At 36.0% G+C, this 23,240-nt stretch carries 24 protein-coding genes; 10 read left to right on the top strand and 14 right to left on the bottom strand.

The window, feature by feature from the left end:
* Positions 1-173 precede the first annotated feature (173 nt).
* From LKL37_RS16475 to rsfS, 8 genes are all read right to left on the bottom strand, one after another.
* A complete protein-coding gene (locus tag LKL37_RS16475; protein ID WP_431611583.1) occupies positions 174-494 on the bottom strand; it encodes a helix-turn-helix domain-containing protein in 321 nt (106 codons plus the stop codon).
* A 1-nt stretch (position 495) separates the two neighbouring features.
* Complete coding sequence (locus LKL37_RS16470) at positions 496-909, bottom strand: transposase (RefSeq protein WP_431611582.1); 414 nt, start codon at positions 907-909, stop codon at positions 496-498.
* Between the two features lie 97 nt (positions 910-1,006).
* The gene (locus LKL37_RS16465; protein WP_431611581.1) at positions 1,007-1,999 is read right to left on the bottom strand and encodes a helix-turn-helix transcriptional regulator; all 993 of its coding nucleotides are present in this window, start codon (positions 1,997-1,999) and stop codon (positions 1,007-1,009) included.
* Positions 2,000-2,434: 435 nt separating this feature from the next.
* Entirely contained in the window at positions 2,435-3,091 is a 657-nt protein-coding gene (locus LKL37_RS16460; protein WP_431611580.1) for a phosphatidylserine decarboxylase family protein, read from the bottom strand.
* Positions 3,092-3,095: 4 nt separating this feature from the next.
* The gene (locus tag LKL37_RS16455) at positions 3,096-3,968 is read right to left on the bottom strand and encodes a phosphatidate cytidylyltransferase (protein WP_431611579.1); all 873 of its coding nucleotides are present in this window, start codon (positions 3,966-3,968) and stop codon (positions 3,096-3,098) included.
* A 24-nt stretch (positions 3,969-3,992) separates the two neighbouring features.
* Entirely contained in the window at positions 3,993-4,574 is a 582-nt protein-coding gene (locus LKL37_RS16450; RefSeq protein WP_431611578.1) for an LUD domain-containing protein, read from the bottom strand.
* A 136-nt stretch (positions 4,575-4,710) separates the two neighbouring features.
* A complete protein-coding gene (ftsH, locus tag LKL37_RS16445) occupies positions 4,711-6,732 on the bottom strand; it encodes an ATP-dependent zinc metalloprotease FtsH (protein WP_431611577.1) in 2,022 nt (673 codons plus the stop codon).
* A 20-nt stretch (positions 6,733-6,752) separates the two neighbouring features.
* A complete protein-coding gene (gene rsfS, locus LKL37_RS16440) occupies positions 6,753-7,118 on the bottom strand; it encodes a ribosome silencing factor (protein ID WP_047376360.1) in 366 nt (121 codons plus the stop codon).
* 87 nt (positions 7,119-7,205) lie between these two features.
* On the opposite strand from rsfS, the gene LKL37_RS16435 reads away from it, so the two are divergent.
* Positions 7,206-7,919, top strand: a complete 714-nt coding sequence (locus LKL37_RS16435; protein WP_431611576.1) for a biotin--[acetyl-CoA-carboxylase] ligase — start codon at positions 7,206-7,208, stop codon at positions 7,917-7,919.
* Here the strand turns inward: LKL37_RS16435 and LKL37_RS16430 are convergent.
* From LKL37_RS16430 to LKL37_RS16415, 4 genes are all read right to left on the bottom strand, one after another.
* Positions 7,913-9,025, bottom strand: a complete 1,113-nt coding sequence (locus LKL37_RS16430) for an LptF/LptG family permease (RefSeq protein WP_089692849.1) — start codon at positions 9,023-9,025, stop codon at positions 7,913-7,915. The two genes, LKL37_RS16435 and LKL37_RS16430, sit on opposite strands and share 7 nt — an antisense overlap.
* Before the next feature lie 6 nt (positions 9,026-9,031).
* Entirely contained in the window at positions 9,032-10,162 is a 1,131-nt protein-coding gene (tgt, locus tag LKL37_RS16425; protein ID WP_047376354.1) for a tRNA guanosine(34) transglycosylase Tgt, read from the bottom strand.
* 66 nt (positions 10,163-10,228) lie between these two features.
* Positions 10,229-10,597 (bottom strand): DUF4296 domain-containing protein, encoded by a 369-nt coding sequence (locus tag LKL37_RS16420; protein WP_431611575.1) that lies wholly within the window; start codon positions 10,595-10,597, stop codon positions 10,229-10,231.
* Between the two features lie 5 nt (positions 10,598-10,602).
* Positions 10,603-11,319, bottom strand: coding sequence for a polyprenol monophosphomannose synthase (locus LKL37_RS16415; protein ID WP_431611574.1), 717 nt, complete (start codon positions 11,317-11,319; stop codon positions 10,603-10,605).
* Between the two features lie 242 nt (positions 11,320-11,561).
* On the opposite strand from LKL37_RS16415, the gene LKL37_RS16410 reads away from it, so the two are divergent.
* From LKL37_RS16410 to LKL37_RS16395, 4 genes are all read left to right on the top strand, one after another.
* Positions 11,562-12,230 (top strand): DUF4271 domain-containing protein, encoded by a 669-nt coding sequence (locus tag LKL37_RS16410; RefSeq protein ID WP_431611573.1) that lies wholly within the window; start codon positions 11,562-11,564, stop codon positions 12,228-12,230.
* Positions 12,231-12,242: 12 nt separating this feature from the next.
* Entirely contained in the window at positions 12,243-12,983 is a 741-nt protein-coding gene (locus LKL37_RS16405; protein WP_431611820.1) for a uroporphyrinogen-III synthase, read from the top strand.
* 170 nt (positions 12,984-13,153) lie between these two features.
* On the top strand, positions 13,154-15,202 hold the full coding sequence (locus tag LKL37_RS16400; protein WP_431611572.1) for a S9 family peptidase: 2,049 nt from the start codon (positions 13,154-13,156) through the stop codon (positions 15,200-15,202).
* A complete protein-coding gene (locus LKL37_RS16395; RefSeq protein ID WP_105700523.1) occupies positions 15,199-15,540 on the top strand; it encodes a hypothetical protein in 342 nt (113 codons plus the stop codon). The genes LKL37_RS16400 and LKL37_RS16395 overlap by 4 nt, the downstream gene beginning before the upstream one ends.
* A gap of 132 nt (positions 15,541-15,672) precedes the next feature.
* Here the strand turns inward: LKL37_RS16395 and LKL37_RS16390 are convergent, their stop codons facing one another.
* Positions 15,673-16,158 (bottom strand): SRPBCC family protein, encoded by a 486-nt coding sequence (locus LKL37_RS16390; RefSeq protein ID WP_431611571.1) that lies wholly within the window; start codon positions 16,156-16,158, stop codon positions 15,673-15,675.
* Positions 16,159-16,360: 202 nt separating this feature from the next.
* Between LKL37_RS16390 and LKL37_RS16385 the strand changes: the two genes are divergently transcribed.
* The 5 genes from LKL37_RS16385 to LKL37_RS16365 all read left to right on the top strand — a co-directional run bounded on the left by LKL37_RS16385 (position 16,361) and on the right by LKL37_RS16365 (position 22,619).
* A complete protein-coding gene (locus LKL37_RS16385) occupies positions 16,361-17,905 on the top strand; it encodes a sensor histidine kinase (RefSeq protein WP_431611570.1) in 1,545 nt (514 codons plus the stop codon).
* A 162-nt stretch (positions 17,906-18,067) separates the two neighbouring features.
* Positions 18,068-18,754 (top strand): response regulator transcription factor, encoded by a 687-nt coding sequence (locus LKL37_RS16380; RefSeq protein ID WP_002982671.1) that lies wholly within the window; start codon positions 18,068-18,070, stop codon positions 18,752-18,754.
* A 72-nt stretch (positions 18,755-18,826) separates the two neighbouring features.
* Complete coding sequence (locus tag LKL37_RS16375; RefSeq protein ID WP_431611569.1) at positions 18,827-19,465, top strand: hypothetical protein; 639 nt, start codon at positions 18,827-18,829, stop codon at positions 19,463-19,465.
* A 19-nt stretch (positions 19,466-19,484) separates the two neighbouring features.
* The gene (locus tag LKL37_RS16370) at positions 19,485-19,847 is read left to right on the top strand and encodes a hypothetical protein (protein WP_431611568.1); all 363 of its coding nucleotides are present in this window, start codon (positions 19,485-19,487) and stop codon (positions 19,845-19,847) included.
* A 69-nt stretch (positions 19,848-19,916) separates the two neighbouring features.
* Positions 19,917-22,619: a TonB-dependent receptor domain-containing protein gene (locus LKL37_RS16365; protein WP_431611567.1), complete on the top strand. Its 2,703-nt coding sequence runs from the start codon at positions 19,917-19,919 to the stop codon at positions 22,617-22,619.
* Between the two features lie 116 nt (positions 22,620-22,735).
* On the opposite strand, the gene LKL37_RS16360 is transcribed toward LKL37_RS16365, so the two are convergent.
* On the bottom strand, positions 22,736-23,233 hold the full coding sequence (locus tag LKL37_RS16360; protein ID WP_431611566.1) for a phosphoheptose isomerase: 498 nt from the start codon (positions 23,231-23,233) through the stop codon (positions 22,736-22,738).
* Positions 23,234-23,240 lie beyond the last annotated feature (7 nt).

The following is a 23,240-nucleotide window of genomic DNA, read 5'->3' as shown; positions in this document are numbered from 1 at the left end:
CTCACAAAACGCCAATTACTTACAATTTTGAAAACGCACAAATAAAAAGTTGAGTTATTTCAAAAAACTCAACCATAAACTAAAAAAATAAAATCAAAACAATACATAAAACAATTATTATATATTTATTTAAAAAAAATAATATCATTATAATAAACAAAACCCAAAACTATTTATAATTTAAAAATGTTTTTCCACTTTGCAATTGTATTTCTGCTTATTTTAAACTGTTTACCAACCTGAAGATTGGTAAGCTCATTCTGTTTCTGATATCTTAGAATTCTCAGAATAGATTCCTGATCATAGGAACGGAGTCTTTGATTATTAAATCCAACAGCATATTCAGGCTCTCCAAAAATCAATTGATTAAATTTCAGAATATCAAAAGCTGAATCCAATGTTTCCAGCTTAAGCCTGATGGCTGCATTTATTAATTTTTCAGGGAATTTCTCTTCTAGAATATCGGTATAAATCTGCTTATAATCAGGGACCATATTATATTTTTTTCATCCATTTATATAAAGTTGTTTTGGGTATTTTATATCTTTCAACCACATCATTGGCCGTCATTGTTCCAACTTTTATTTTATCAAGTATAAAATCCTTCACCTCCTGCGTATAGATGCTTTTTCTGAAAACCAGCGTATTTTCCTTTTGCCTGAATGCATTATCAATTCTGGACTGCGGAGAATACAGAATCAGATGACCGGTATAAAATCTAAAAAAATCAAACTTTAAAAGTTTACACCATTTCAGCAGGATATCTGTATCTATACTTTTAGCATGATACAACTTTTCCACATCTTCTTCTGCAAGCTCTAAAAATCTGGAGATTCTTTCTATTGAAATCTGATGTTCTTCCACTTTGGATCTGATCAGGCTCCCAATATGAATGTTCTTAATATTCATCACAATATTTTTAAGTAAAAATATCGACAAGAAAAAGAAAAAGTACTATTAAAGACTACTCAACACTACGTATGAGTAATAAAAATCGGAATTTCATTTAAATTTTAATCAAAAAGCTATTGATATTGATCTCAGAGGATATGTTCAGTTTTTTCCGTATCCTGTATTTCTTACTTTCTACAGCCCGAATACTGTTGTTCGTACACTGTGCAATCTTCTTGGTATCAAAATCAAGCTTCATTAAAGCACAGAAATACAATTCAGAGTGAATGAGGTTAGGATTTATTTTTAAAATATCAGGAATAAAATGAGGGAAAAACACCTGAAACTTTTCAAAAAACATAGGAGAATTACTTTCTGCTAAATTGAAAATCTCCTGAACGTTTTCTTCTGAAAGGTGATGAATAAGCATCTGATGTTTCATCAGTTCCGTATTTGTTTTCACCAGATCCTTGATAGTAGAATCTTTCTCTTTTGTATCAGACATTAAACCATGAATCAATGCATCCTTCTGAGTAATAAAAACGATATCCATCAGGAAGGAAGCAACAGAAAATAAAATATTGAGCAACTTTATTGTTTTAAAATCCTCTTTTTCTATAAACCTGCTTTTAGGCAGGAAATCAAAATCAAAGTAGAGACAGGCAATAAAGTTAATACTGATCATGAAAGTAATTAAAAAAATAGCAAAAGCATTTTTTTTATAGTTCAGAAAGAATGGGACGGCAAACAAAAGACAAAAATAAAAATATTCTACTCCTCCGTTTTTGTAGGTATAAATATTAAAAAAGCTAACTATAAAAGTCAGCAGGACAAATATAAAAATGACAGCTCTTTTCAACGTATTTCTAAACCGTTTCATCTTCCCTTTTATTGCCATTAAAAACAACCAGAAAAACGTAATAACAGTAAGAAAAATTGAGATAAACATATCCCCAAAAAAAGTAATAATAAAAACGGAATAAAACAGGAATATGAAAAACAATAAAAGCAGATAACGGTTAATAAGATGAAGATAACTACTTTCAAAATCATCATCCATATTCTCAGCCTCGTCGTTGATCACCTTAAAGAAAAACTTATAAATCATCTTGTTGTTTTTTTACACTTTCACAAGCTTAAGTAGGTATTTGTACCCCCTGAAAGAATAAATTTCCCAATATTAAAAGCCTTTTATACAAATAAAACCTACAAAACGAAATGTATCAGTCTTTTTTTCAGCATTAAAAGGAAATGATTAAGGTGTTTTTCTAGCTACAATTTACTAAAATTCGATATTAAAATTATCAAATGAAATACCATTTTGATAAAAAATTAATACATATTTACCTCGCATCACTTAAAAAGCATGAGCCTGTGTTTTTAAGCATGCAAAATTATTGATCTAAACGGAAAAGCATCAATCTTCCAATACGCAATATTACTCATGCGTAATTAAACTTAAAACACTCAAACGAGGCTCCGCTACTCAATAAAAAAGAGAGCTATAGAAGCTCTCTTTTGATTTTTATATATGATAAGAATATTAACTGTCTTTCAGTTTGGCAATAATATCCTCCCCTCCTTTTGTAATATCTCCGATCTTACAGATAATCTCCGTATCCAAAGGCAGAAACACATCCATTCTTGAACCGAATTTAATAAATCCGAACTCATGTCCTGCTTTTGCTTTATCGCCTTCATTACAATAGAAAACGATTCTTCTGGCCACATATCCTGCAATCTGTCTGAAGACTACTTTATGATTGGTCATCGTTTGCACTGCTACCGTAGTTCTCTCGTTCTCCGTAGAAGACTTTTCATGCCATGCTACCAGATATTTTCCAGGGTGGTATTTTTTATAAATCACTTCTCCTGAAACCGGATATCTACAGATGTGGACATTCAGTGGAGACATGAAAATAGAAACCTGAATGGCTTTTCCTTTAATAAATTCATCTTCATCCACTTCTTTGATCATTACCACTTTTCCGTCCACCGGAGCTATTACGTTTTCTTTGTGATCCAGAATATTACGATCCGGAACCCTGAAGAACCAGAAAACTAAACCGTAAATAACCAACAAAGGCATGATGATCACCAGTGACCATATTTTAAGGAAATAAATTGCTAGAGCGCCCAGAATAATAAAAAGCAGGGTCGCAACGGTAATCGTTCCTTTTGATTCTCTATGTAATTTCATGAGACTAAATAAATTTTTCTAAAATAAAGTACAAATATACGACAGGAACGCAGATAATAAAACTATCCAGCCTGTCTAAAACTCCGCCATGCCCAGGAATGATGTTTCCACTGTCCTTTACACCGAAATTTCTTTTCAGTTGGCTTTCTACCAAATCCCCTAATGGAGCAAAGGCAGCGATCAAAAATCCTACGATCATCCAGTTCCCTCTCAACTCAGGTTGATAGTGTTCAATAAAATAGGATAAAACCAGTGTTAAAACAACACCACCTGCATATCCTTCCCAAGTCTTTTTAGGGGAAATTTTAGGTGCCATTTTATGTTTACCAAAGAACTTCCCTACCAAATATGCAAAGGTATCACTACTCCAGATCAAGATAAACAGGAAAAGAACCTCCAAAGAGAAACTGTTGTTATAGCTTGAGAACTTTGGCAGCCCCAGTGCAAAACTGAACGGCAGTGCTACATAGATAACGGTAAAAATAAGTTTCCCGCTGTCGAAGTATAATTCGTTGGGATATTTGAATAAAGTAACCACAGCAATTCCAATAAGTGCCAGAGCCAGTATTTCACTGAGCCTGAAATCAAAAAAGAAATCGTGGTTAAAATATCTTTTGGAAAACATGTAGAATATAAAAATAACCAATGGATATACTACCCATTTTTCATACCCATTTCCAAACTTCATGATTTTGACACACTCCCACGTTCCAACAATCAGCAGCAAACTCATTAATCCATGATAAAGATACTGCTGTTTGATAAGACCAGGTGCAATATTGTTCAGCAGCTGTGCTCCCAACGGAGTAGAACAAAGAATAATGATGGCTACATAAACGATACCTGATACGGTTCTTTGAATGAGATTTTTGTCCAAAATTTAAAATTTAGAAGTGATTGCTTAATCTTCAAGCAGCAATAAAAACAGTTTTGTATTGGAATTGGAAGAACTGTCCATTTTAGACTGGCTTCCGCTGATGGAAGTAAGGTTCTTGATATTTCCGTTTCTTTTTATTTTTCCCATAGCATCATTCAGGTTGTTTACAATCTGAGAAACATTGGCAATGATGATAATTTTATCGGGAAGTCTTGAAGAATGATAATGAAGAATATTATTATGCGAAAGCATGATTCTGCCGTCATAGGCAATCAGATATTCACAGGTGATAAATGCAGCATCATTAGACGACTGCAGTTCTGATGTATATGATGTCTTCACAACATTCAAAAAGTTATGAAGTTCTTTATCCCAACAGAAGGGGTTGTGAATACCTTCTATTTTGATAATTTGATTTAAAGTTTGTAGAGCTTCCGCTTCATCTGCACAATAATTAAAAAATCCCCCCGAATGCGTAAATAATTGCGCAAACTTATAGTCAAGATCCGCATTTTTCAGCGAATCCCCAAGTTTCTCCAGGCTCTGTTTGTCCTCTTCTTCAGGCTGGTTGGTAAGTTTGCTTACAATCCTCTTGAATAAATTCAACTTAATCTATTTTTAGTCAACTTTATACAAAAATAGAAAATAAATTACAATAGTGTCCTAAATATCTCCTTAAATATGAAAAAACCTGACAATTTTTGAGGTTGTCAGGTCTTTGTAATATTTATTTTTAAGAGTCTTAAAGCTGTGTCGGGCTTTCTGGAGCCTGTATTTCGCTTTCTTCTTCTTTTTCTTTGATTTGAGGCGCTTCCACTACTACCGGCTGATCTTTTTCAGGAATAGTATTGGTAACAGGCTTCTCTGTCAATTCAGGATCCCATGCTCTTTTTCCGAATATTTCTTCTAAGTCTTCACGGAAGATCACTTCTTTTTCTAACAGCTTATTTGCAAGAGCATCAAGTTTATCTTTATTTTCTTCAAGAATTCTTACCGCTCTTTCATACTGATTTTCGATAATCAACTTGATCTCTGCATCAATTTTGGTAGCCGTTTCTTCAGAATAAGGTTTTCCGAAATTGTATTCAGACTGGCCAGAACTGTCATAGTAAGAAATGTTACCGATATTCGGGCTTAAACCATAGATTGTTACCATTGCCTGAGCTCTCTTCGTTACTGTTTCCAGATCAGAAAGTGCTCCTGTAGAAATATTATTGAAGATCACCTGCTCTGCTGCTCTACCTCCTAATGTTGCACACATTTCGTCCAACATCTGCTCAGTAGTAGTAAGCTGTCTTTCTTCCGGAAGATACCATGCTGCCCCTAAAGAACGTCCTCTTGGAACAATTGTTACCTTTAAAAGTGGTGATGCATGTTCTACTAACCAAGAGATTGTAGCGTGACCTGCTTCATGATAAGCAACCCTTCTCTTTTCAGATGGTTTGATTGCCATGTTTTTCTTTTCAAGTCCACCGATAATTCTGTCAACCGCATCCAGGAAATCCTGTTTTGTAACAGAGGTATGGTTATATCTAGCCGCAATTAAAGCAGCTTCGTTACAAACATTAGCAATATCTGCCCCACTGAATCCAGGAGTTTGTTTTGCTAAGAAATCTCTATCTACATTATCATCAAGCTTGATCTTTTTCAAGTGAACATCAAAGATCTGTCTTCTTTCGTGAAGTTCCGGAAGGTCCACATAGATAGAACGGTCAAAACGACCTGCTCTCATCAATGCTTTATCAAGAATATCTGCTCTGTTGGTTGCTGCCATTACAATTACATTTACATCTGTTCCGAAACCATCCATTTCGGTAAGAAGCTGGTTCAATGTATTTTCTCTTTCATCGTTTCCGCCTGAGAAATTATTTTTTCCTCTTGCACGTCCGATAGCGTCAATCTCATCAATGAAGATAATCGCCGGAGATTTGGCTTTAGCCTGAGCAAAAAGGTCTCTTACTCTTGAAGCACCTACTCCCACAAACATTTCAACAAAATCAGAACCTGAAAGTGAGAAGAACGGAACTTTAGCTTCACCTGCAACGGCTTTTGCCAATAACGTTTTACCGGTTCCCGGAGGACCTACTAAAAGGACTCCTTTAGGAATTTTACCTCCCAGTTTTGTATATTTTTCAGAGTTCTTCAAGAAATCTACCACTTCCTGAACTTCTTCCTTAGCTCCTTCCAATCCTGCAACATCTTTAAATGTTACCTGAATTCTTTCTTTTTCGTCGAAAAGCTTCGCTTTAGATTTTCCGATAGAGAAGATTTGTCCGCCAGGACCTCCGCCTCCACCCATTTTTCTGAAAAGAAGGAAGTAGAATAATCCAAGAATGGAAATCCAAACCAGCGCAGGAACCAAGATGTCCATTAATGCGCTTTTGCCTGTTCCGTAATCTTTTGTTGTTTTAATAACCGGATTGCTGGCTTTGACCTGTTCAAATTTCTGAAGGAAAAGTTGAAGGTCTCCGTATTTCACAGAAAAATCTGCTTTAGGAGCCATTTCGAAGGCAGAAAGAGGGTTGTTTTCTTTACCAGCTTTGGAAACCATTGCTGATTTTGCTTCTTTTGTTAGGAAAACATCAGCTTTCTCTATGTCTTTGTATATAATTATATTCTGGACTTTCCCCGCCTGCATTTCTCTAAAGAAACCATCTTCATCAATAGATTTTGCTGCATCACCTCCAAGGAAATTGGAGCCAAAAAATAGCAAAAGAGCTATGATTGCAATTGGAAAGAACCAGTTGAATCCTTTATTATTCATTTAGACTTTTTAAATTTTTATTATTCATTTTCAATTTTGGTAATGACTGCGTCACCCCAAAGCTCTTCTATATCGTAGTACTCACGTACCTGTTTTTGGAATATATGAACGACCACTGAAACGTAATCTACCAATACCCACATAGCATTTTCAGTACCTTCTACGTGCCAAGGTCTGTCCTGCAGTTCGTTTCTTACTTTCTTCTCTACACTTCCTGCCAATGCAGCTACCTGTGTATTTGAGTTTCCACTACATATCACGAACGTTTCTGCTACGGAGTTTTCGATGTTGGAAAGATCGAAGATCATAATGTCTTCCCCTTTTACATCCTGGATCGCTTCAACGATTTTATCTATTAACGCTTGTTTTTCTGCTGTTTTATTCATTAAAAAATTACTATAATCTGCAAATTTATTGTTTTTTCTTTACTTTAACCTTACTTTTACCCTCTTAATGTCTTAAAGTTTTCTTAAATGAGCCAACTCTTCTACCTGAAAGAATGTTCTTCTACTAATGACGAAATATCAAAGTTTTTACTTTACGGAGATTCAAATTTTATAGGACTTCATACTTTTAATCAAACTAAAGGCCGTGGTCAGTATGGAAATGTTTGGACTCAGACTGCCGGAAAAAATCTTGCTTATACGCTGGCAGTGAATACTCAGAACATCCTGTGTTCCGATTTTATGTTCAATTATTATACCGCAATGATTATCCGGGATTTCCTTGCCAAATTGTCTGACTCTGAGGTAAAAATCAAATGGCCCAATGATATCATCCTTAAAGGTAAAAAAATCGTTGGAATTTTAATAGAAAAGAAAAAAATTAATCAAAATAATTTTTTCATCATCGGAGCCGGAATTAATATTCTTCAGGAAGATTTTGATGCAATATCCAATGCAGGTTCACTCCTGACGCAGACAGGAATACGATTTGACCTGGAAGAACTTTCATTAAATCTCCATGAATTTTTGTCTGAAAAATTGAAAAGTATCCCTTCCGATCAGGAAATTCTGGATGGATTTAATAAAAATCTTTTCAGAAAGGATCAGATATCTGTCTTTGAAATTGAAAAAGAGCGACAAAATGGCATTATCCGAAATGCAGACGAAAAAGGTGAACTCTGGATCGAACTGGAAAACGGAATGCGCTCCTTTTATCACAAAGAAATAAAATTGCTTTATTGATTGGCTCTTTTGATATACAGATAAAGGGTAAGCGGCAAAAACACCATATTAGGCAGCCACATGGCTACAGCCGGAGATAAACTTTTATTTTCTGAAACCACTTTTAAGGCTTCAAATGAAAACACGAAGATAAAGGCTAATGAGATCCCTATCGCCAAATTGACACCCAATCCTCCCCTTTTCTTTTGAGATGACAGGGAAAGCGCCAGAAACGTCAGAATAATGATCGAAACGGGCATTGAGGTTCTTTGGTGAAGTTCATTCAGGTAAGAGTTCAGGTTGCTGTTTCCTCTTGCCTTTTCTCTTTCAATAAATTTCAGAAGTTCAGGTGTTGTTTTATTTTGTCCCAAAAGCTCGTTAGGGAAAAGTTCTTCCGGTGAGTGCCCGTAATTTTTCCTTAATTCTATCCCGTTGCCGAGTTTTTCGGTATTGTCTTTATTGATTGTTTTTTCCAGATAGTTATTTAAAACAAACTGTTTTTTGGTTTTATCCCAATATACTTCACTTGCTTTAAGTTCGTAGGTCATTTTTCTGTCTTTATCATATTTCTGATAGACAAAACTGGAACCTCTTTTTTCTCTTTTATTCCAGGAGTCAACAAAGATATATTCTGTTTTGCTCAGCTGTGAAGAAGCCGGAGCTGTTCCTAAAATCTTTTCTTTATTGGCTGCGTTATAGGTATACGCTTCCAGCTCATTTTTCTTGATATTGGCCCATGGCAACACCATATGGTATACCACAAGGGCAATCAATCCGATAAAAATAGAGGTAAACAGATAAGGTTTTGAAAACCTGTGAAAACTGGCTCCACTACTGATAATCGCAACAATTTCAGTATTGTTTGCCATTCTGGAGGTAAAATAAATTACTGAAATAAATACCAGAATGGAAAGGAAAGTCACCACAAGATTGATGATCCAGAAGGGATAAAAATGAATCAGGAAATAAGTCAGATCCAATTTCGGATCAATGGCCTTGGCATTTTCTATCCTTGGAATCTTTTGCTGAACATCGATTACCAATACGACTATAGACAATAATACCAACATGAAACTGAAAGTTCCAAGGTATTTTTTAATAATATATCTGTCTACAATTTTAAGCATATTCTCCTACAGTCTTTGTCTAAGAACCGGTACTACAGAGTTTTTCCATTCGTAGAAATCACCTGCCATAATATGTTCTCTGGCTACTTTTACTAAATCCAGATAGAATGCAAGATTATGAATCGAAGCAATCTGTTTTGCCAGATATTCTTTAGATACAAACAGGTGGCGAAGATACGCTTTTGAATATTCACGATCTACAAAACTGGTTCCAAATTCGTCCAAAGGCGAAAAATCGCGCTTCCATTTTTCATTTTTAAGGTTCATAACCCCTTGCCACGTGAAAAGCATTGCATTTCTTGCATTTCTTGTTGGCATTACACAATCCATCATATCAATTCCCAGTCCGATAGACTCAAGGATATTCCATGGAGTTCCAACACCCATCAGATATCTTGGTTTTTCTTTTGGAAGAATGTCTGTCACTTCATCAGTGATTCTGTACATTTCTTCTTCAGGCTCTCCTACAGAAAGTCCTCCGATGGCGTTTCCTTCTGCTCCTGCTTCAGAAATCACTTCTGCCGAAATTTTTCTAAGGTCGGAATAGGTAGATCCCTGAACAATAGGAAAAAGTCTTTGTTTGTATCCGTATAATTCAGGATTATCGTTAGTCCATTCAATACATCTTTTCAGCCAACGGTGAGTAAGCTCCATCGATGATTTTGCTTGGTTGTAGTCACAAGGATAAGGAGTACATTCGTCAAAAGCCATGAAAATATCGGCTCCGATCTGTCTTTGAATCTCCATTGATCTCTCTGGGGAGAACATGTGGTAACTTCCGTCAATGTGAGATTTGAATCTCGCTCCTTCTTCAGTCATTTTTCTGTTACTCGCCAGTGAAAATACCTGAAAACCTCCTGAATCGGTAAGGATAGGAAGATCCCAGTTCATGAATTTGTGTAAACCACCGGCATCCTGCATCGTTTCCATACCCGGACGAAGGTATAGGTGGTAAGTATTTCCCAGAATAATCTGGGCTTTAATGTCTTCTTTTAATTCTCTCTGATGAACTGTTTTCACACTTGCTACAGTTCCCACAGGCATAAAAATAGGAGTTTGAATCTTCCCGTGATCTGTGGTAATTTCCCCTGCTCTAGCTTTTCCTTCAGAGGTTTTTTCTATATTAAAAAATTTCATCTCTATACTTTTTTAATTCACTGTTTTATCAGTGATTTCCTGTAGGATTAAACTCTCCAGTGCCATTTATCTTACCAAAGGTAACACAGCTCCGTTTTGTTTCAGTTTATCCTTTACATATTTATCTGCTTTGGGATCTTTTTTCAGCAGTATTTCCTGTGCATCATTAGCAATCCCATCCATTTCTTCTTTGATAACGTAATATTTGAAACTTTCGACAAAGTCTTCAGATTTTACTTTATGTGATTTCAGGACAGCTCTTGTACCGGCTTCCATATTTTTTTCAGGATACACATAGATCGCCTGATCGTTGATCGCAAGGTCTGCAATGATTTCTGCCATCACATCTTTATCGATCAGATTTTTAGGCTTATCAATATAATCGCTGCACGAAAATAGGCTCAGCAAAACGAAAAAAAAGATTAACTTTTTCATCAGTTTCATAATCTGTTGATGATTGATTTCCATTTTAAGTTCAACACTCCGAAAACAGCTTCATGGATAATTCCACCGTTCATTTTGCTTTCTCCTAAAATTCTGTTGGTAAATATAATAGGAACTTCTACAATTCTGAAACTTTTTTTGAATGCTCTGAATTTCATTTCTATCTGAAATCCGTAGCCTTTCAGCCTTACATTATCCAATCCTATTTCTTCCAATACTTTTCTTGAAAAACAGACAAATCCTGCTGTTGTATCATGAATCGGAAGCCCCAATACAAACCTTACATATTTGGATGCAAAGTAAGAAAGTAATACTCTTCCCATAGGCCAGTTGACCACATTCACACCTTTTGAATAACGGGAACCAATGACCATATCTGCATTTTTACAAGCTTCAAAAAGTTTTGGCAAATCGTTAGGGTTGTGTGAAAAATCGGCATCCATTTCAAAAATATAATCGTATTTATTTTCGATGGCCCATTTAAATCCATGAATATATGCCTTTCCCAGCCCGTCTTTCACATGTCTGATTGACAGGTGCAGATAATGCGGATGTTTCTTCTGCAACTCCTTCACAACCTCTGCTGTACCATCTGGAGAAGTATCATCTACTACTAAGATATGAAAGTCGTCCTCCAATGCAAAAACCGCGGAAATAATATTTTCAATATTTTCCTTTTCGTTATAAGTTGGGATGATGACGAGTTTTTTCATTTCAGTTTGCAAAGATAGTTTATTTAACCTTTTTATTTTATACAAAATAATCTATAATTTTGCAAAAATATTTCTCCGGGATTGAGCGGATGAAACAGAAACTTTTATTCAACAGATCTGGACAATACGTAAAATCGGTGAGAGCAAATATTTTAACTTCAAATTCACGAATCAGGTGACAGGAAAATCTGTGCCGGGTTATGTTATCTGAAGTTAAATAATAAATAATAAAAACTTAAATTTTGCCATCATCACAACACTTCGTCAATCACGTAAGAATACCTGAGAATAATGATTGGGTAATCTTTATCCTCGTGGGCTGTATATTTCTATATGTTTTTATGATGAACATCATAGAAAGAGATGCCAGTCTCAAGGATTTTCTGCTTCAAAAGTATTTTGATGCGAGCAACAATCTTCCCAGCTGGATCATCACGTCATGTGTAACAACTCTTACACTCTCCGTTTTAATTTCACAGTACATTCCTATTGTACCGAAATATATTGCCGATCTTCAGCTTTTGGGGTATCAGCTCAACAAATTTGGGTATACTTTGCTGGCTGTGCTGTTTTTTTATTTAATAAAATCAACATTAAGTTTTTTATTTTACCAAAGTATAGGAGACGGAAAAAAATGGACAATTTTCTATTTTACCTCCACAAAATTTTATTTCATTCTTTCATTTTTGTTAATAATTTTATGTGTAGCCCATTATTACTTCCCGATAGACAGAAATAAAATGTTTTTATATTATGTCTGCTTCTTTTCTTTTGTATTCATTTTCAAAGTCTTTTTCTATTTATTTCACAAGAACAAGATTCTTCCCGAGAAATGGTATTATAAATTTTTGTATATTTGCACCCTCCAAATCGCACCATTATTATTGCTTTGGAAGTTGTTATTTTTTTAATAAAAGTCAATGATGAGAATAAAGTCTATATTGGTTTCTCAACCAGCGCCTAGTGAGTCTTCTCCATATTTGGATATAGCGAAGAAGGAAAAAATAAAGATTGATTTCCGTCCATTTATCCACGTCGAAGGGGTTGACAATAAAGAGCTCAGAACACAGAAAATAGATCTGACGCAGTATACCGGTATTATTTTTACCAGTAAAAATGCGATTGACCATTACTTCAGACTTGCGGAAGAACTTCGTTTTGCCGTTCCGGATACAATGAGATATATCTGCCAGTCGGAAGCAATTGCCAACTATCTTCAAAAGCATATTGTGTACAGAAAAAGAAAAATCAGCTTTGGGGAGAAAAACTTCTCAGACCTGCTTCCTCTTTTCAAAAAATTCCCAACTGAAAAATATCTGCTGCCTTCTTCAGATGTTTTAAGTCCGGATATTGTAAAAACCATGGATGCATCTAATGTAGACTGGACAAGAGCAATTATGTACCGTACCGTATGCAGCGATCTTACAGATATCAATATTAAAGATTATGAAATGTTGATCTTCTTCAGTCCTCAGGGAATCAAATCGCTACAACAAAACTTTCCTGAATTCAAGCAGGATGAAACAAAGATCGGAGTTTTCGGAAACACGACTTTAGCTGCTGCAGAAGAAGCAGGATTAACAGTAGATTTAATGGCGCCTACGAAGGAAACACCTTCCATGACAATGGCTCTTGAAAAGTATATTAAAGCACTTCATAAATAGTCTTTAATTATAAAAATACCATCAACCATCTTTTCAATAAAGGAAAGATGGTTTTTTTTTACCTAAATTTGAACAAAAATTAATATTGAATGGATTTCTGCGTAAATTACTTACTTTCAGAAGAAAAAGTATAGAGACCTATTCTATTCAAAAAAAATAAAATACCCCGGATGAAAGCTCCACAGGCAAAAAAAATAGAAAAAATACTAGAAACCCACGGCGATAAAAGAACCGATAATTACTTTTGGCTGAACGAAAGGGAAAACCCTGAAGTCATCAAATATATTGAGGAAGAAAATGCCTACGAAGAATTCATCATGAAAGACACGGAAGCCCTTCAGGAAGAGCTTTTCGAAGAGATGAAAGCCCGTTATAAAAAAGATGACGAATCTCTGCCTTATTTCTTTAATGAATACTGGTATATTGTACGCTACGAAGAAGGTAAGGAATATCCTATTTTCTGCAGAAAGTATCATAGCCTTGACAACGAAGAGGAAATTGTACTTGACGTTAATATTCATGCAGAAGGCAAAGAATTTTTTGAAGTAGGAAGTGTAGCGGTAAGCCCAGGCAACGAACTGGCTTCTTTTTCTTCAGATGATGTAGGGAGAAGAATTTATACGCTTAATTTTAAGAACCTAAAAACCGGAGAAATTCTTCCTGACACGATTCCTAATACAACAGGAAAAGCAGTTTGGGCGAATGACAATCTGCATGTTTTTTACATCAGAAAAGATAAAAGTCTTCGTGCATTCCAGGTGTACAGGCACAGGCTGGGAACTGATTCTGCAGAAGATGTTCTTATTTTCCACGAAGAGGATGAAACTTTTGATGTCAATGTATTTAAAACAAAATCTTTACAATATATTTTCATTGCCAGCTCGAGTACTATTTCTGATGAACACCGCTTTATCCCTTCTGATGATGTATTTGCAGAATGGATAGTCATTCAGCCAAGAATAGATGATCTTGAATATTCGGTAGAACATTATGAGGATGAATTTTACATCATTACCAATGCCGACGATGCGATCAATTTCAAAATTGTAAAAGCGAAGATTGACAACTGCAGTATGGAAAACTGGGTGGATGTTATTCCACACCGTGCAGAAGTTTTACTGGAAGGTTTTGAAATTTTCAAAGATTATCTGGTACTCGAAGAAAGAGAAAGAGGATTGCTTCAGATCAAAATTATTGATGAGAAGACACAGGAATCTTATTATTTACCTTTCTCAGATCCCACTTATACAGCTTATATAGGAATCAACCTTGAGTTTGATACAGATATTTTACGTTACGGTTATACGTCTCTTACACAGCCAAGCTCTACTTATGAGTATAATATGACGGAGAAGACTACAAAGCTATTGAAGCAACAAGAAGTTTTGGGTGGAAAATTTGTCCCTGAAAATTATGTTTCAGAAAGAATCTGGGCAGATTCAAGAGATGGAAAAGCTAAAGTTCCTATTTCTCTGGTCTATCATAAAGACACCAAAAAATCAGCAGATACACCACTTCTTCTATATGGATATGGAAGTTATGGCCATACTGTTGATGCCAGTTTCTCAAATGTAAGACTATCACTTCTGGACAGAGGTTTTATTTATGCTATCGCTCACATTCGTGGTGGAGAATATTTGGGAAGAGAATGGTATGAAGACGGCAAAATGTTATTCAAGAAAAATACCTTCTTCGATTTTATTGATGCAGGAAAATATTTAATCAAAGAAAATTACACTTCATCGAAACACATGTATGCGATGGGAGGCAGTGCCGGCGGATTGTTAGTTGGTGCTGTGGTGAATTATGAGCCTCAGTTATTCAATGGAATTGTGGCACAAGTACCTTTCGTAGATGTTGTTTCCACTATGTTGGACGATACAATTCCTTTGACTACCGGAGAATATGATGAATGGGGAAATCCAAATGATGAGGAATACTATCATTATATGAAAGATTACTCACCTTATGATAATGTAGAAGCTAAAGATTACCCACATATGCTGATCACTACTGGTTTCCATGATTCTCAGGTACAATATTGGGAGCCTGCCAAATGGACAGCAAAACTAAGAGAATTAAAAACAGACAATAATATGTTAGTATTTAAAACTGACATGAGCTCCGGACACGGAGGAGCAAGCGGAAGGTTTGAATCCCTGAAGGAAGATGCGCTGGAATTCGCATTTTTATTAAAATTAGAAAATCAAAAAGAATGATTAACGAAGCTGAATACTGGAAAAAAATAGAACAATTCTTTGAAGACAATTTCCAGACTGAAAAAAATCCACCCATTGAAACGATATTGTTTTTAATTGGGCTTCAGGAATTAGGAAGCGGCCAACAAAAATATACGAAAGACGATAAATTAAATATTCTTCATATCGCAGTATGCAGATTGATGGAACCTTTTGGATATTATAAATTTACGCATTACGAAGATGGCTGGCCCCATTTTGAAAAAATAGAAGACCTGCCTGAATTAAGACCAAATGAACAGTCTTTGCTTATGAAGAAAGCAATCATTCAGTACTTTCAGGAGGAAGAGCTTATATAGGCTGGAAGCAGGGAGATTGAGGCTGGAAGTTAATCACCGACGAGCTAATCTTCAATATAGAATAAAGAATCCGGATCTTTCCAAGGAAAGATCCGGATTCTTTTATTAATCGTTTATTTTATAATTTCAGATTTATTCAATGAGTTCCTCCAATTGGTTAAGTCCCATTGTAAAACCACCTTCAAATCCCATCTCCATAATTTTCTTCATCATTTCCTGAGAGTGATAATGAATATTAATAGTCAGTTTGGTCCCTTCTTCCACTCCTGTAAAACCGATCAGCCATTTTGATCTTGGAAAATCTTCGTTGATGTCTCCTTTTTCATCGGAAAAGGCACTCAGCCAGTCCAGACTTCTGTGTTCCATAATCTCTCCGTATTCAAACTTCGAATATCCTTTTTCACCATTGGGACCTACCATTGCATAGAACCAAAATCCCCCTTCTTCGAAATCCTGACTTATCGTTTCACTTTTCCAGGGTTTGGGTCCCCACCATTGATCCAATAATTCGGACTTGGCAAAATAATTCCACACTGTAGAAACATCAGCCTTAAAAATCTTCATGACATAAGTGCTGGCTGCGTCAAAATCTTTGTTAAAAATGAAGTTCGATTCCATAAATAATTATTTTTAATAAAGTTAGCACTTTATTTTATTCAAAGGCACTTTTCATATGACAAGGAGAGGATAATTCATAAATAATTGTTAAAAAACACTCTTTTAAGAGAAAAAAAACAATTATTTGGCTCGTTTTTTGTTTATGTAGTCTTAAAACAATTAATTTTAACATTCATTTTTCCAAAACATATATAATTAAATAATGAATAACAAATTCATCCCAATAATTTCAGTGTTTATGACGATCTCACTGATTGTCTTTGTGACGCTCCAATTTTATTGGTTGAAAGGCTATTACGGCGTACTGGAACAGGATTTTTCGAATAAAGTATATGCAGTTTTGGAAAGTACTTCAAAAAGTATTGAAGAGATTGAAGCAGACAAATACCTGAATCAGGATTATAAAGATTTCAGGAAAAATATTCTTGCCAACAGCAAACAGCCGTCTTTAACTACGATTCAGCAAGTAGCAGACTCTGGTACCCAGAGACAGATTATTTATTCCAAAAATATTATTGAAAACACTCAGCTTCCGATTTCCCAAAAAGGAGATTCTATTAAGCTGACCACTTTGTATACAGACGAGGCTGCTTATAAAATAAAAAGAGATACCACCAACCGTGAACTTCTTACCACAGACATCAATCAGGAGATTGAAACAGGAGATTACTCCATGAAAGAGTTTGTGAAAGTATATGGAAACAACCTTCCTATCACCAAAAGGGTGGATCCGAAAACGCTTGATTCTGTTATCGCCAAAGAACTTAAAATAAGAGGAATAACTGCCAAGTTCGGATATGGAGTTCTGGACAGAAATAACAAGCTTACAAGCATTGCCAATAAAGCTTACAAAGAAAAGAAAGACAGCAATACCTACAGCTTTCCTCTTTTTGCAGATAAGAAAAATACATTATACAGTCTTGCCCTGGTTTTCCCTAAAAAAGAGTACTCACTGGCAATGAACAACTGGCCGATGCTGTTAGGAACATTTCTTTCTCTGCTTACGATTCTTGGGATTTATATTATTTCCATCAATTATATGATGAGGCAGAAGAAACTTGCTGAAGTAAAAACAGACTTCATCAACAATATGTCTCATGAGTTTAAAACACCACTGGCAACCATTTCTGTAGCAACAGATTCATTAGCAAATGATAAAATTGCTACTAATCCGGATAAGGTAAAATACTATTCGGAACTGATTAAGCAGGAAAACTTAAGGATGAAAAAGCAGGTGGAAAATGTTCTTAATATGTCTAAACTTGAAAGAAATGAAGTAGAACTGTTTTTAAGAGAAACCAATGTAAGGGAATTGATCAAAAGAACAACAGAATCTTTCAACCTGATTGTACAGCAAAGAAATGGTTCTCTTACCCAGAAATTTAATGCCACTCATTATAATTTTAAAATCGATGAATTCCACATCTCGAATATGCTGGTCAACTTACTGGATAATGCAAATAAATATTCTCCTGAAGCACCGGAAATACATGTGGAAACAAGGAATGAAGGAAATTGGTATATCATTGAAATTTCCGATAAAGGAATGGGAATGGATACTCAGAATAAAACCAAAATTTTCGAAAAATTCTTCAGAGAAGAAACCGGAAATATACATAATGTAAAAGGACAGGGACTAGGCCTTTCCTACGTTAAGAAAATTGTAGAACTGCACAAAGGACAGATTATCGTAGACTCCCATAAAGGAACAGGAAGTACGTTCACGATAAAATTACCGATGAGCTAGAGAAATAAATGATAGATGATAAGCGATAAATGATAAAACTTCTCCTTCACATCAATTATCAATGATCATTTATCAATTATAAAAAGTTTAACCAAATATCAAAATATAGAAGATAGAGTGAGGAAGTTCATTCTTAATGTTAATTATTAATTATTAAAAGTTATGAGCAACAGAATATTATTAGTAGAGGACGATCAGAGTTTCGGGGCAGTGCTTAAAGATTATTTGACAATCAATAATTTTGAAGTAACTCTTGCCACTGACGGAGAGCAGGGACTTAAAGAATTTACAGAAAATGAATTCGACATCTGCATATTTGACGTAATGATGCCTAAAAAAGATGGATTTTCTTTGGCAGAAGATGTAAAAAAGATTGATAAAAATACACCTATCATTTTCCTTACCGCAAGAAACATGAGAGAAGATATCTTAAAAGGATATCAGCTGGGTGCAGACGATTATATCACAAAACCTTTTGATACTGAACTTCTTTTATACAAAATAAAAGCAATTCTTCAGAGAAGTTCTACCTTGGAAAATGAAGAGCAGGAGCAGTTCAAGATCAGCAATATTTTCTTCGATTCTATGCTGAGACAGCTGAAAGTAGGTGATAAAGAATACAAACTTTCTCCTAAAGAAAATGAATTATTAAAACTTCTTTGCATCCACAGAAATGATTTCATGCCGAGAGATCTTGCTTTAAGAAAGATCTGGAAAAAAGAAAATTACTTTACAGCAAGAAGTATGGACGTTTATATTGCGAAGCTTCGTAAATTATTAAAAGATGACGAAGGATTGGAAATTATCAACGTTCACGGAGAAGGATTTAGACTTTTGGTGAAAAATTAATTCAAAAATCAAATTATAAGTATAAAATTAGCAAAACAATTGAAAATGTTTTGCTAATTTTGTTTCATACCCATGGATATGAAGAATACATTTATAGGTTTGATCGCCGTATCACTATTGGCTGCATCCTGCAAAAAGGATGAAAGAGCCACTTATTTAAAAGAAGAAGCCAACGCTGGACAACCCAACGTAGCACTTAATACCACCTCAAAAACAGCACTGATGGATCAGGCAGGCATCCAATCCAGCCCTGCTCCTATGGCTGCAGCTCCGGGAATGAATCCTCCACACGGACAGCCAGGACACCGATGCGATATACCGGTAGGACAACCTTTGAATAGCCAACCTGCAGCAGCTACTCCTGGTGTACAAAATGTAAATGTGAACGGAAACAATACCATCCAGATTGACCCGAATGCAGTATCACCTGGAAAAATCACACTGGATAACAACGGAAAACAGGTAAAAACGGCTCCGGGAATGAACCCTCCACACGGACAGCCAGGGCACCGATGCGATATACAGGTAGGACAGCCATTAAACAGTAAGCCTGCTCCGGCACCACAGCCAGCACAAAATGCAGTACAGACAACTCCAGCTCCTGCACCTGCTACGCAGAATCTTGCCATGGGTGAAAAACCTAAACTGAACCCGGCACATGGTGAACCTTGGCACAGCTGTTCACTAAAAGTTGGTGATCCTTTGCCATAAATTTTGTATTTTTGCAGAGATGAAGCTGTTTCACATACTTGCAATAGTGTTTTGCCTGGGAGTCTTTCTGATTCCCAAGGATAACTTCTATGCGCAAGGGGCGCAGGAAACATGCTGTAAAGCAGAGTCTTCCAAGAAAATGGACTGCTGTAAAAATCATTCTTCAAAAAAAGACAGCAACCATGATAAAACAAAGTCATGTAATGATGACTGCTGCTCATCATGTGTTGCCTGCTACACTTTTATTGAAACCCCTTTCTCAAAAAATCTACGCCTGGAACTGTCTTATTACAAAGCCAATAAGAATCCTCAGTTTCAATATTCAGATCCTTATCTTTCAGACCGTTTAAAAGAAATCTGGCAACCGCCCAAGATAGGTTAATTAAAATATCAAGGGTTCATTATGTCCTATAGTGAACTGTTTTTTTAATTAATTTAAACTTTTAAACAAATGAAATTACATATTTCCAGGTTGATACTTGGTGCATTATTCCTATTTACACAATTTATATCTGCTCAGACACTTTCAAAAAATCAGTTCAAGGTAAAAGGGAACTGTGAAATGTGCAAAACAAGAATTGAAAGTGCTGCTAAAAAAGCAGGCGCGAAAACAGCAGTTTATTCTGTTGATCTTCAGACATTAACTCTAGAAACAGATAAGGTTTCTCCCGATGACATCCTGAAAAAGGTAGCTGATGCAGGTCATGATAATGAGAAATTCAAGGCGTCTGATACAACCTATGAAGGTCTGCCGGGATGCTGTCATTACGACAGAGGTGCAAAGCCTTCGCAAGCCGAAACCAACCATGAACATCATGTAAGCGCTTCTACTTCTGCTAAGAAAGAAAATGAATTCTATGTAAGAGGAAACTGTGCTTCATGTAAAGCCAGAATTGAAAAAGCATCAAAAGATGCCGGAGCCAATACTGCGGAATGGAATGCAGAGAAACAAACGGTTACTTTAAATTTTGACCTTTCAAAAACCTCATCAGACAAAATTTTAAAAGCAATTGCTGATGCTGGTCATGATAATGAAAAATATAAGGCTTCAGATGCAGTTTACAATGGACTTCCTGGATGCTGCCTGTATGACAGAGACTTTACTTTTGGTGAACCCAATCCAAAAGTACATTATGAAGAAGAGACAAAACATGAAGGTCAGAAAGACAATGACTCTGCAACTAAAGAAGATCACTCTCAGCATGAAAAAAGCATAGATGGAGTTGTGGTAACGGGTTCTAAAGCTTCAACCGCTTTAAGCAAGAAAGAAGCCGGACTTGTTTTCAATATTGATAAAAAAGAGCTTTTAAAGGCCGCTTGTTGTAATCTTTCTGAGAGCTTCGAAACCAATGCAACGGTAGATGTTTCTTTCAGCAATGCGGTTACGGGAACAAAACAGCTGAAAATGCTTGGTCTGGATCAGAAATATACCAGCCTGACGAAAGAACAGTTACCAGAAATCAGAGGATTGGCTTCTGCTTATGGTTTAAATTTTATCCCGGGAAGGTGGATTGAAAGTATTCAGCTTACGAAAGGAGGTAGTACGGTAACCAACGGCTACGAAAGCATCACAGGGCAGATTAATACTGAGCTTCTGAAGAATGCAAAGACTCCTGAAACATCACTGAACCTTTTTTCTGACTTTAATGGAAGAGCAGAAATCAATATTACCAATGTTTCTCCTATCAACGATAAATGGTCACAGACTTTCCTTCTTCACGGAAACGGAACGTTTGGAAACACAGATATGAACCATGACGGTTTTCTGGACAGACCGAAAGGAACGCAGATCAACGCAGCGTACTTATTGAATTATAACGATCTTGAAAAATCAGGATTCGGTTCTCACTTTGGAATTAACTTTATCCGAGATGAAAGAACTGCAGGACAGATTGGTTTTGATAAAAAACTGGGTCAGGATAAACAACCTTTTTATGGGGTAGGAATAGACATTTCAAGATTTCAGGTTTGGAATAAGACAGGATATGTTTTTAAAGGAAAACCTTATCAGAGTATCGGATGGATGAACCAATATGTTTACCACCAACAGGACAGTTTCTTTGGATTGAGAAATTACGCAGGTCAGCAGCACACGTATTATTCCAATTTAATCTTTGAAAGCATCATCGGAAATACCAATCACAAGTATAAGGTTGGTGCAAGCTTCCTGTATGACGGATATAAAGAAACGTATTTGCTGGATGATATAAGAAGGAATGAAATTGTACCGGGAATTTTTGCTGAATATACTTTAACAGGTTTAAAATATACTTTAGTAGCGGGTTCCAGAGTAGATTTCCACAATCTGGCAGGAACTCAGTTTACACCTAGACTTAATTTCAAGTATGATTTCACGCCTCAGACTATTTTGAGACTTTCTGCTGGAAGAGGATTCAGAACCGCGAATGTTTTTGCGGAAAACCAGCAGTATTTTGCTTCCAACAGAGCTATTAGTATCTTACCAAACGGAGGAAATATTTATGGATTAAGACCTGAAATTGCATGGAATTATGGAGCAAGTTTACAACAGGAATTTAAGCTATTCGGAAGAAAATCGAGTATTGTTGCAGACTTTTTCAGAACAGATTTCCAGGATCAGGTATTGGTAGATTTGGATCAATCTCCTCAACAGCTGACATTTTATAATCTTGATGGAAAATCGTTTGCGAATTCATTCCAGACCCAATGGGATTTTATGCCTGTAAAAAACCTTGAAGTAAGACTTGCTTATAAGTATTATGATGTACAGGCGGATTATATCGGTGGAAGAAGAGAAGTCCCTTTTATGGCTAAACACAGAGGGTTTGTGAACATGGCTTATTCAACCAATAAAACAGATAAAGGCGGATTCTGGAGTTTTGATACGACTTTAAACTGGGTTGGAAAACAGAGACTTCCTGATACGTCAACGAATCCGGCAGAGTTTCAACTGCCAACGTATTCGGAATCGTATGCTGTTCTTAATGCTCAAGTCTCAAGAAATTTCAATAAAAAGATCAGAGCTTATGTAGGAGGTGAAAACCTTACTTCTTACTATCAGAAAAATGCGATTGTAGATTTTAAAAATCCTTTCGGAAATTATTTTGACGGAGGAATGGTATATGCTCCTATTATGAAGGCTAACTTCTATGTGGGATTGGATGTGACGTTTTAAGGCGGGAAGCTGGAAGAATATTCAGAAGTTCCAGTAACCTCCAGAAACATCCTTCTTCCAGCCTCAAGCTTCCTTACAAATAAAAAAATCCGCTTCAATGAAGCGGATTTTTTTATTTATCTTCCAAAGTCATCCTGTACTCTTACGATATCATCTTCGTCTGAAGGATTGGATGCATCGGTATGCTGCCAGATTTCAGCTACGATTCCCCAGCCTGTAAGACCAATTAATCTGTGTCTTTCTCCCTGCTGAAGCTTCACCTGATCTTTTGGTCCATATTCTCCCAATTCCCCTTCTTCATCGGTATTGCTTCTTTTGATTCCTACCGTTCCTTCTACTACCTGCCAGATTTCAGCTCTTCTGTGGTGGTATTGCCAGCTTAATCTTGCTTCCGGAGCAACGATAAGAATTTTCGGGCTTAGTTTTCCTCCTATTCTAAGGTTGTCTACATCAATCCCGTCGAAATATTGATTAGCAAAATCCTGTGCCTGGGTTTCATCAATCACAAAAAATCCCCCCCACGGTCTTGTATCATCTTTTGCTGCGATATTAAAACCTTGCGTCTGCAGCATGCTCTCTACTCTCTCGAATATTTCTTTTTTTTCTGTACTCATACAGCTA

Source organism: Chryseobacterium sp. 'Rf worker isolate 10' (genome assembly GCF_050753305.1).
Lineage (GTDB): Bacteria > Bacteroidota > Bacteroidia > Flavobacteriales > Weeksellaceae > Chryseobacterium.
This window is presented reverse-complemented; position numbering and strand designations above follow the sequence as displayed.

Excerpts from the sequence above, each read along its gene's own strand:
- LKL37_RS16475 (WP_431611583.1), bottom strand. The coding sequence starts at position 494 with ATGGTCCCTGATTATAAGCAGATTTATACCGATATTCTAGAAGAGAAA.
- LKL37_RS16470 (WP_431611582.1), bottom strand. The coding sequence starts at position 909 with ATGAATATTAAGAACATTCATATTGGGAGCCTGATCAGATCCAAAGTG.
- LKL37_RS16465 (WP_431611581.1), bottom strand. The coding sequence starts at position 1,999 with ATGATTTATAAGTTTTTCTTTAAGGTGATCAACGACGAGGCTGAGAAT.
- LKL37_RS16460 (WP_431611580.1), bottom strand. The coding sequence starts at position 3,091 with ATGAAATTACATAGAGAATCAAAAGGAACGATTACCGTTGCGACCCTG.
- ftsH (WP_431611577.1), bottom strand. The coding sequence starts at position 6,732 with ATGAATAATAAAGGATTCAACTGGTTCTTTCCAATTGCAATCATAGCT.
- rsfS (WP_047376360.1), bottom strand. The coding sequence starts at position 7,118 with ATGAATAAAACAGCAGAAAAACAAGCGTTAATAGATAAAATCGTTGAA.
- LKL37_RS16435 (WP_431611576.1), top strand. The coding sequence starts at position 7,206 with ATGAGCCAACTCTTCTACCTGAAAGAATGTTCTTCTACTAATGACGAA.
- LKL37_RS16430 (WP_089692849.1), bottom strand. The coding sequence starts at position 9,025 with ATGCTTAAAATTGTAGACAGATATATTATTAAAAAATACCTTGGAACT.
- tgt (WP_047376354.1), bottom strand. The coding sequence starts at position 10,162 with ATGAAATTTTTTAATATAGAAAAAACCTCTGAAGGAAAAGCTAGAGCA.
- LKL37_RS16420 (WP_431611575.1), bottom strand. The coding sequence starts at position 10,597 with ATGAAAAAGTTAATCTTTTTTTTCGTTTTGCTGAGCCTATTTTCGTGC.
- LKL37_RS16415 (WP_431611574.1), bottom strand. The coding sequence starts at position 11,319 with ATGAAAAAACTCGTCATCATCCCAACTTATAACGAAAAGGAAAATATT.
- LKL37_RS16405 (WP_431611820.1), top strand. The coding sequence starts at position 12,243 with ATGAGAATAAAGTCTATATTGGTTTCTCAACCAGCGCCTAGTGAGTCT.
- LKL37_RS16400 (WP_431611572.1), top strand. The coding sequence starts at position 13,154 with ATGAAAGCTCCACAGGCAAAAAAAATAGAAAAAATACTAGAAACCCAC.
- LKL37_RS16395 (WP_105700523.1), top strand. The coding sequence starts at position 15,199 with ATGATTAACGAAGCTGAATACTGGAAAAAAATAGAACAATTCTTTGAA.
- LKL37_RS16390 (WP_431611571.1), bottom strand. The coding sequence starts at position 16,158 with ATGGAATCGAACTTCATTTTTAACAAAGATTTTGACGCAGCCAGCACT.
- LKL37_RS16385 (WP_431611570.1), top strand. The coding sequence starts at position 16,361 with ATGAATAACAAATTCATCCCAATAATTTCAGTGTTTATGACGATCTCA.
- LKL37_RS16380 (WP_002982671.1), top strand. The coding sequence starts at position 18,068 with ATGAGCAACAGAATATTATTAGTAGAGGACGATCAGAGTTTCGGGGCA.
- LKL37_RS16375 (WP_431611569.1), top strand. The coding sequence starts at position 18,827 with ATGGATATGAAGAATACATTTATAGGTTTGATCGCCGTATCACTATTG.
- LKL37_RS16370 (WP_431611568.1), top strand. The coding sequence starts at position 19,485 with ATGAAGCTGTTTCACATACTTGCAATAGTGTTTTGCCTGGGAGTCTTT.
- LKL37_RS16365 (WP_431611567.1), top strand. The coding sequence starts at position 19,917 with ATGAAATTACATATTTCCAGGTTGATACTTGGTGCATTATTCCTATTT.
- LKL37_RS16360 (WP_431611566.1), bottom strand. The coding sequence starts at position 23,233 with ATGAGTACAGAAAAAAAAGAAATATTCGAGAGAGTAGAGAGCATGCTG.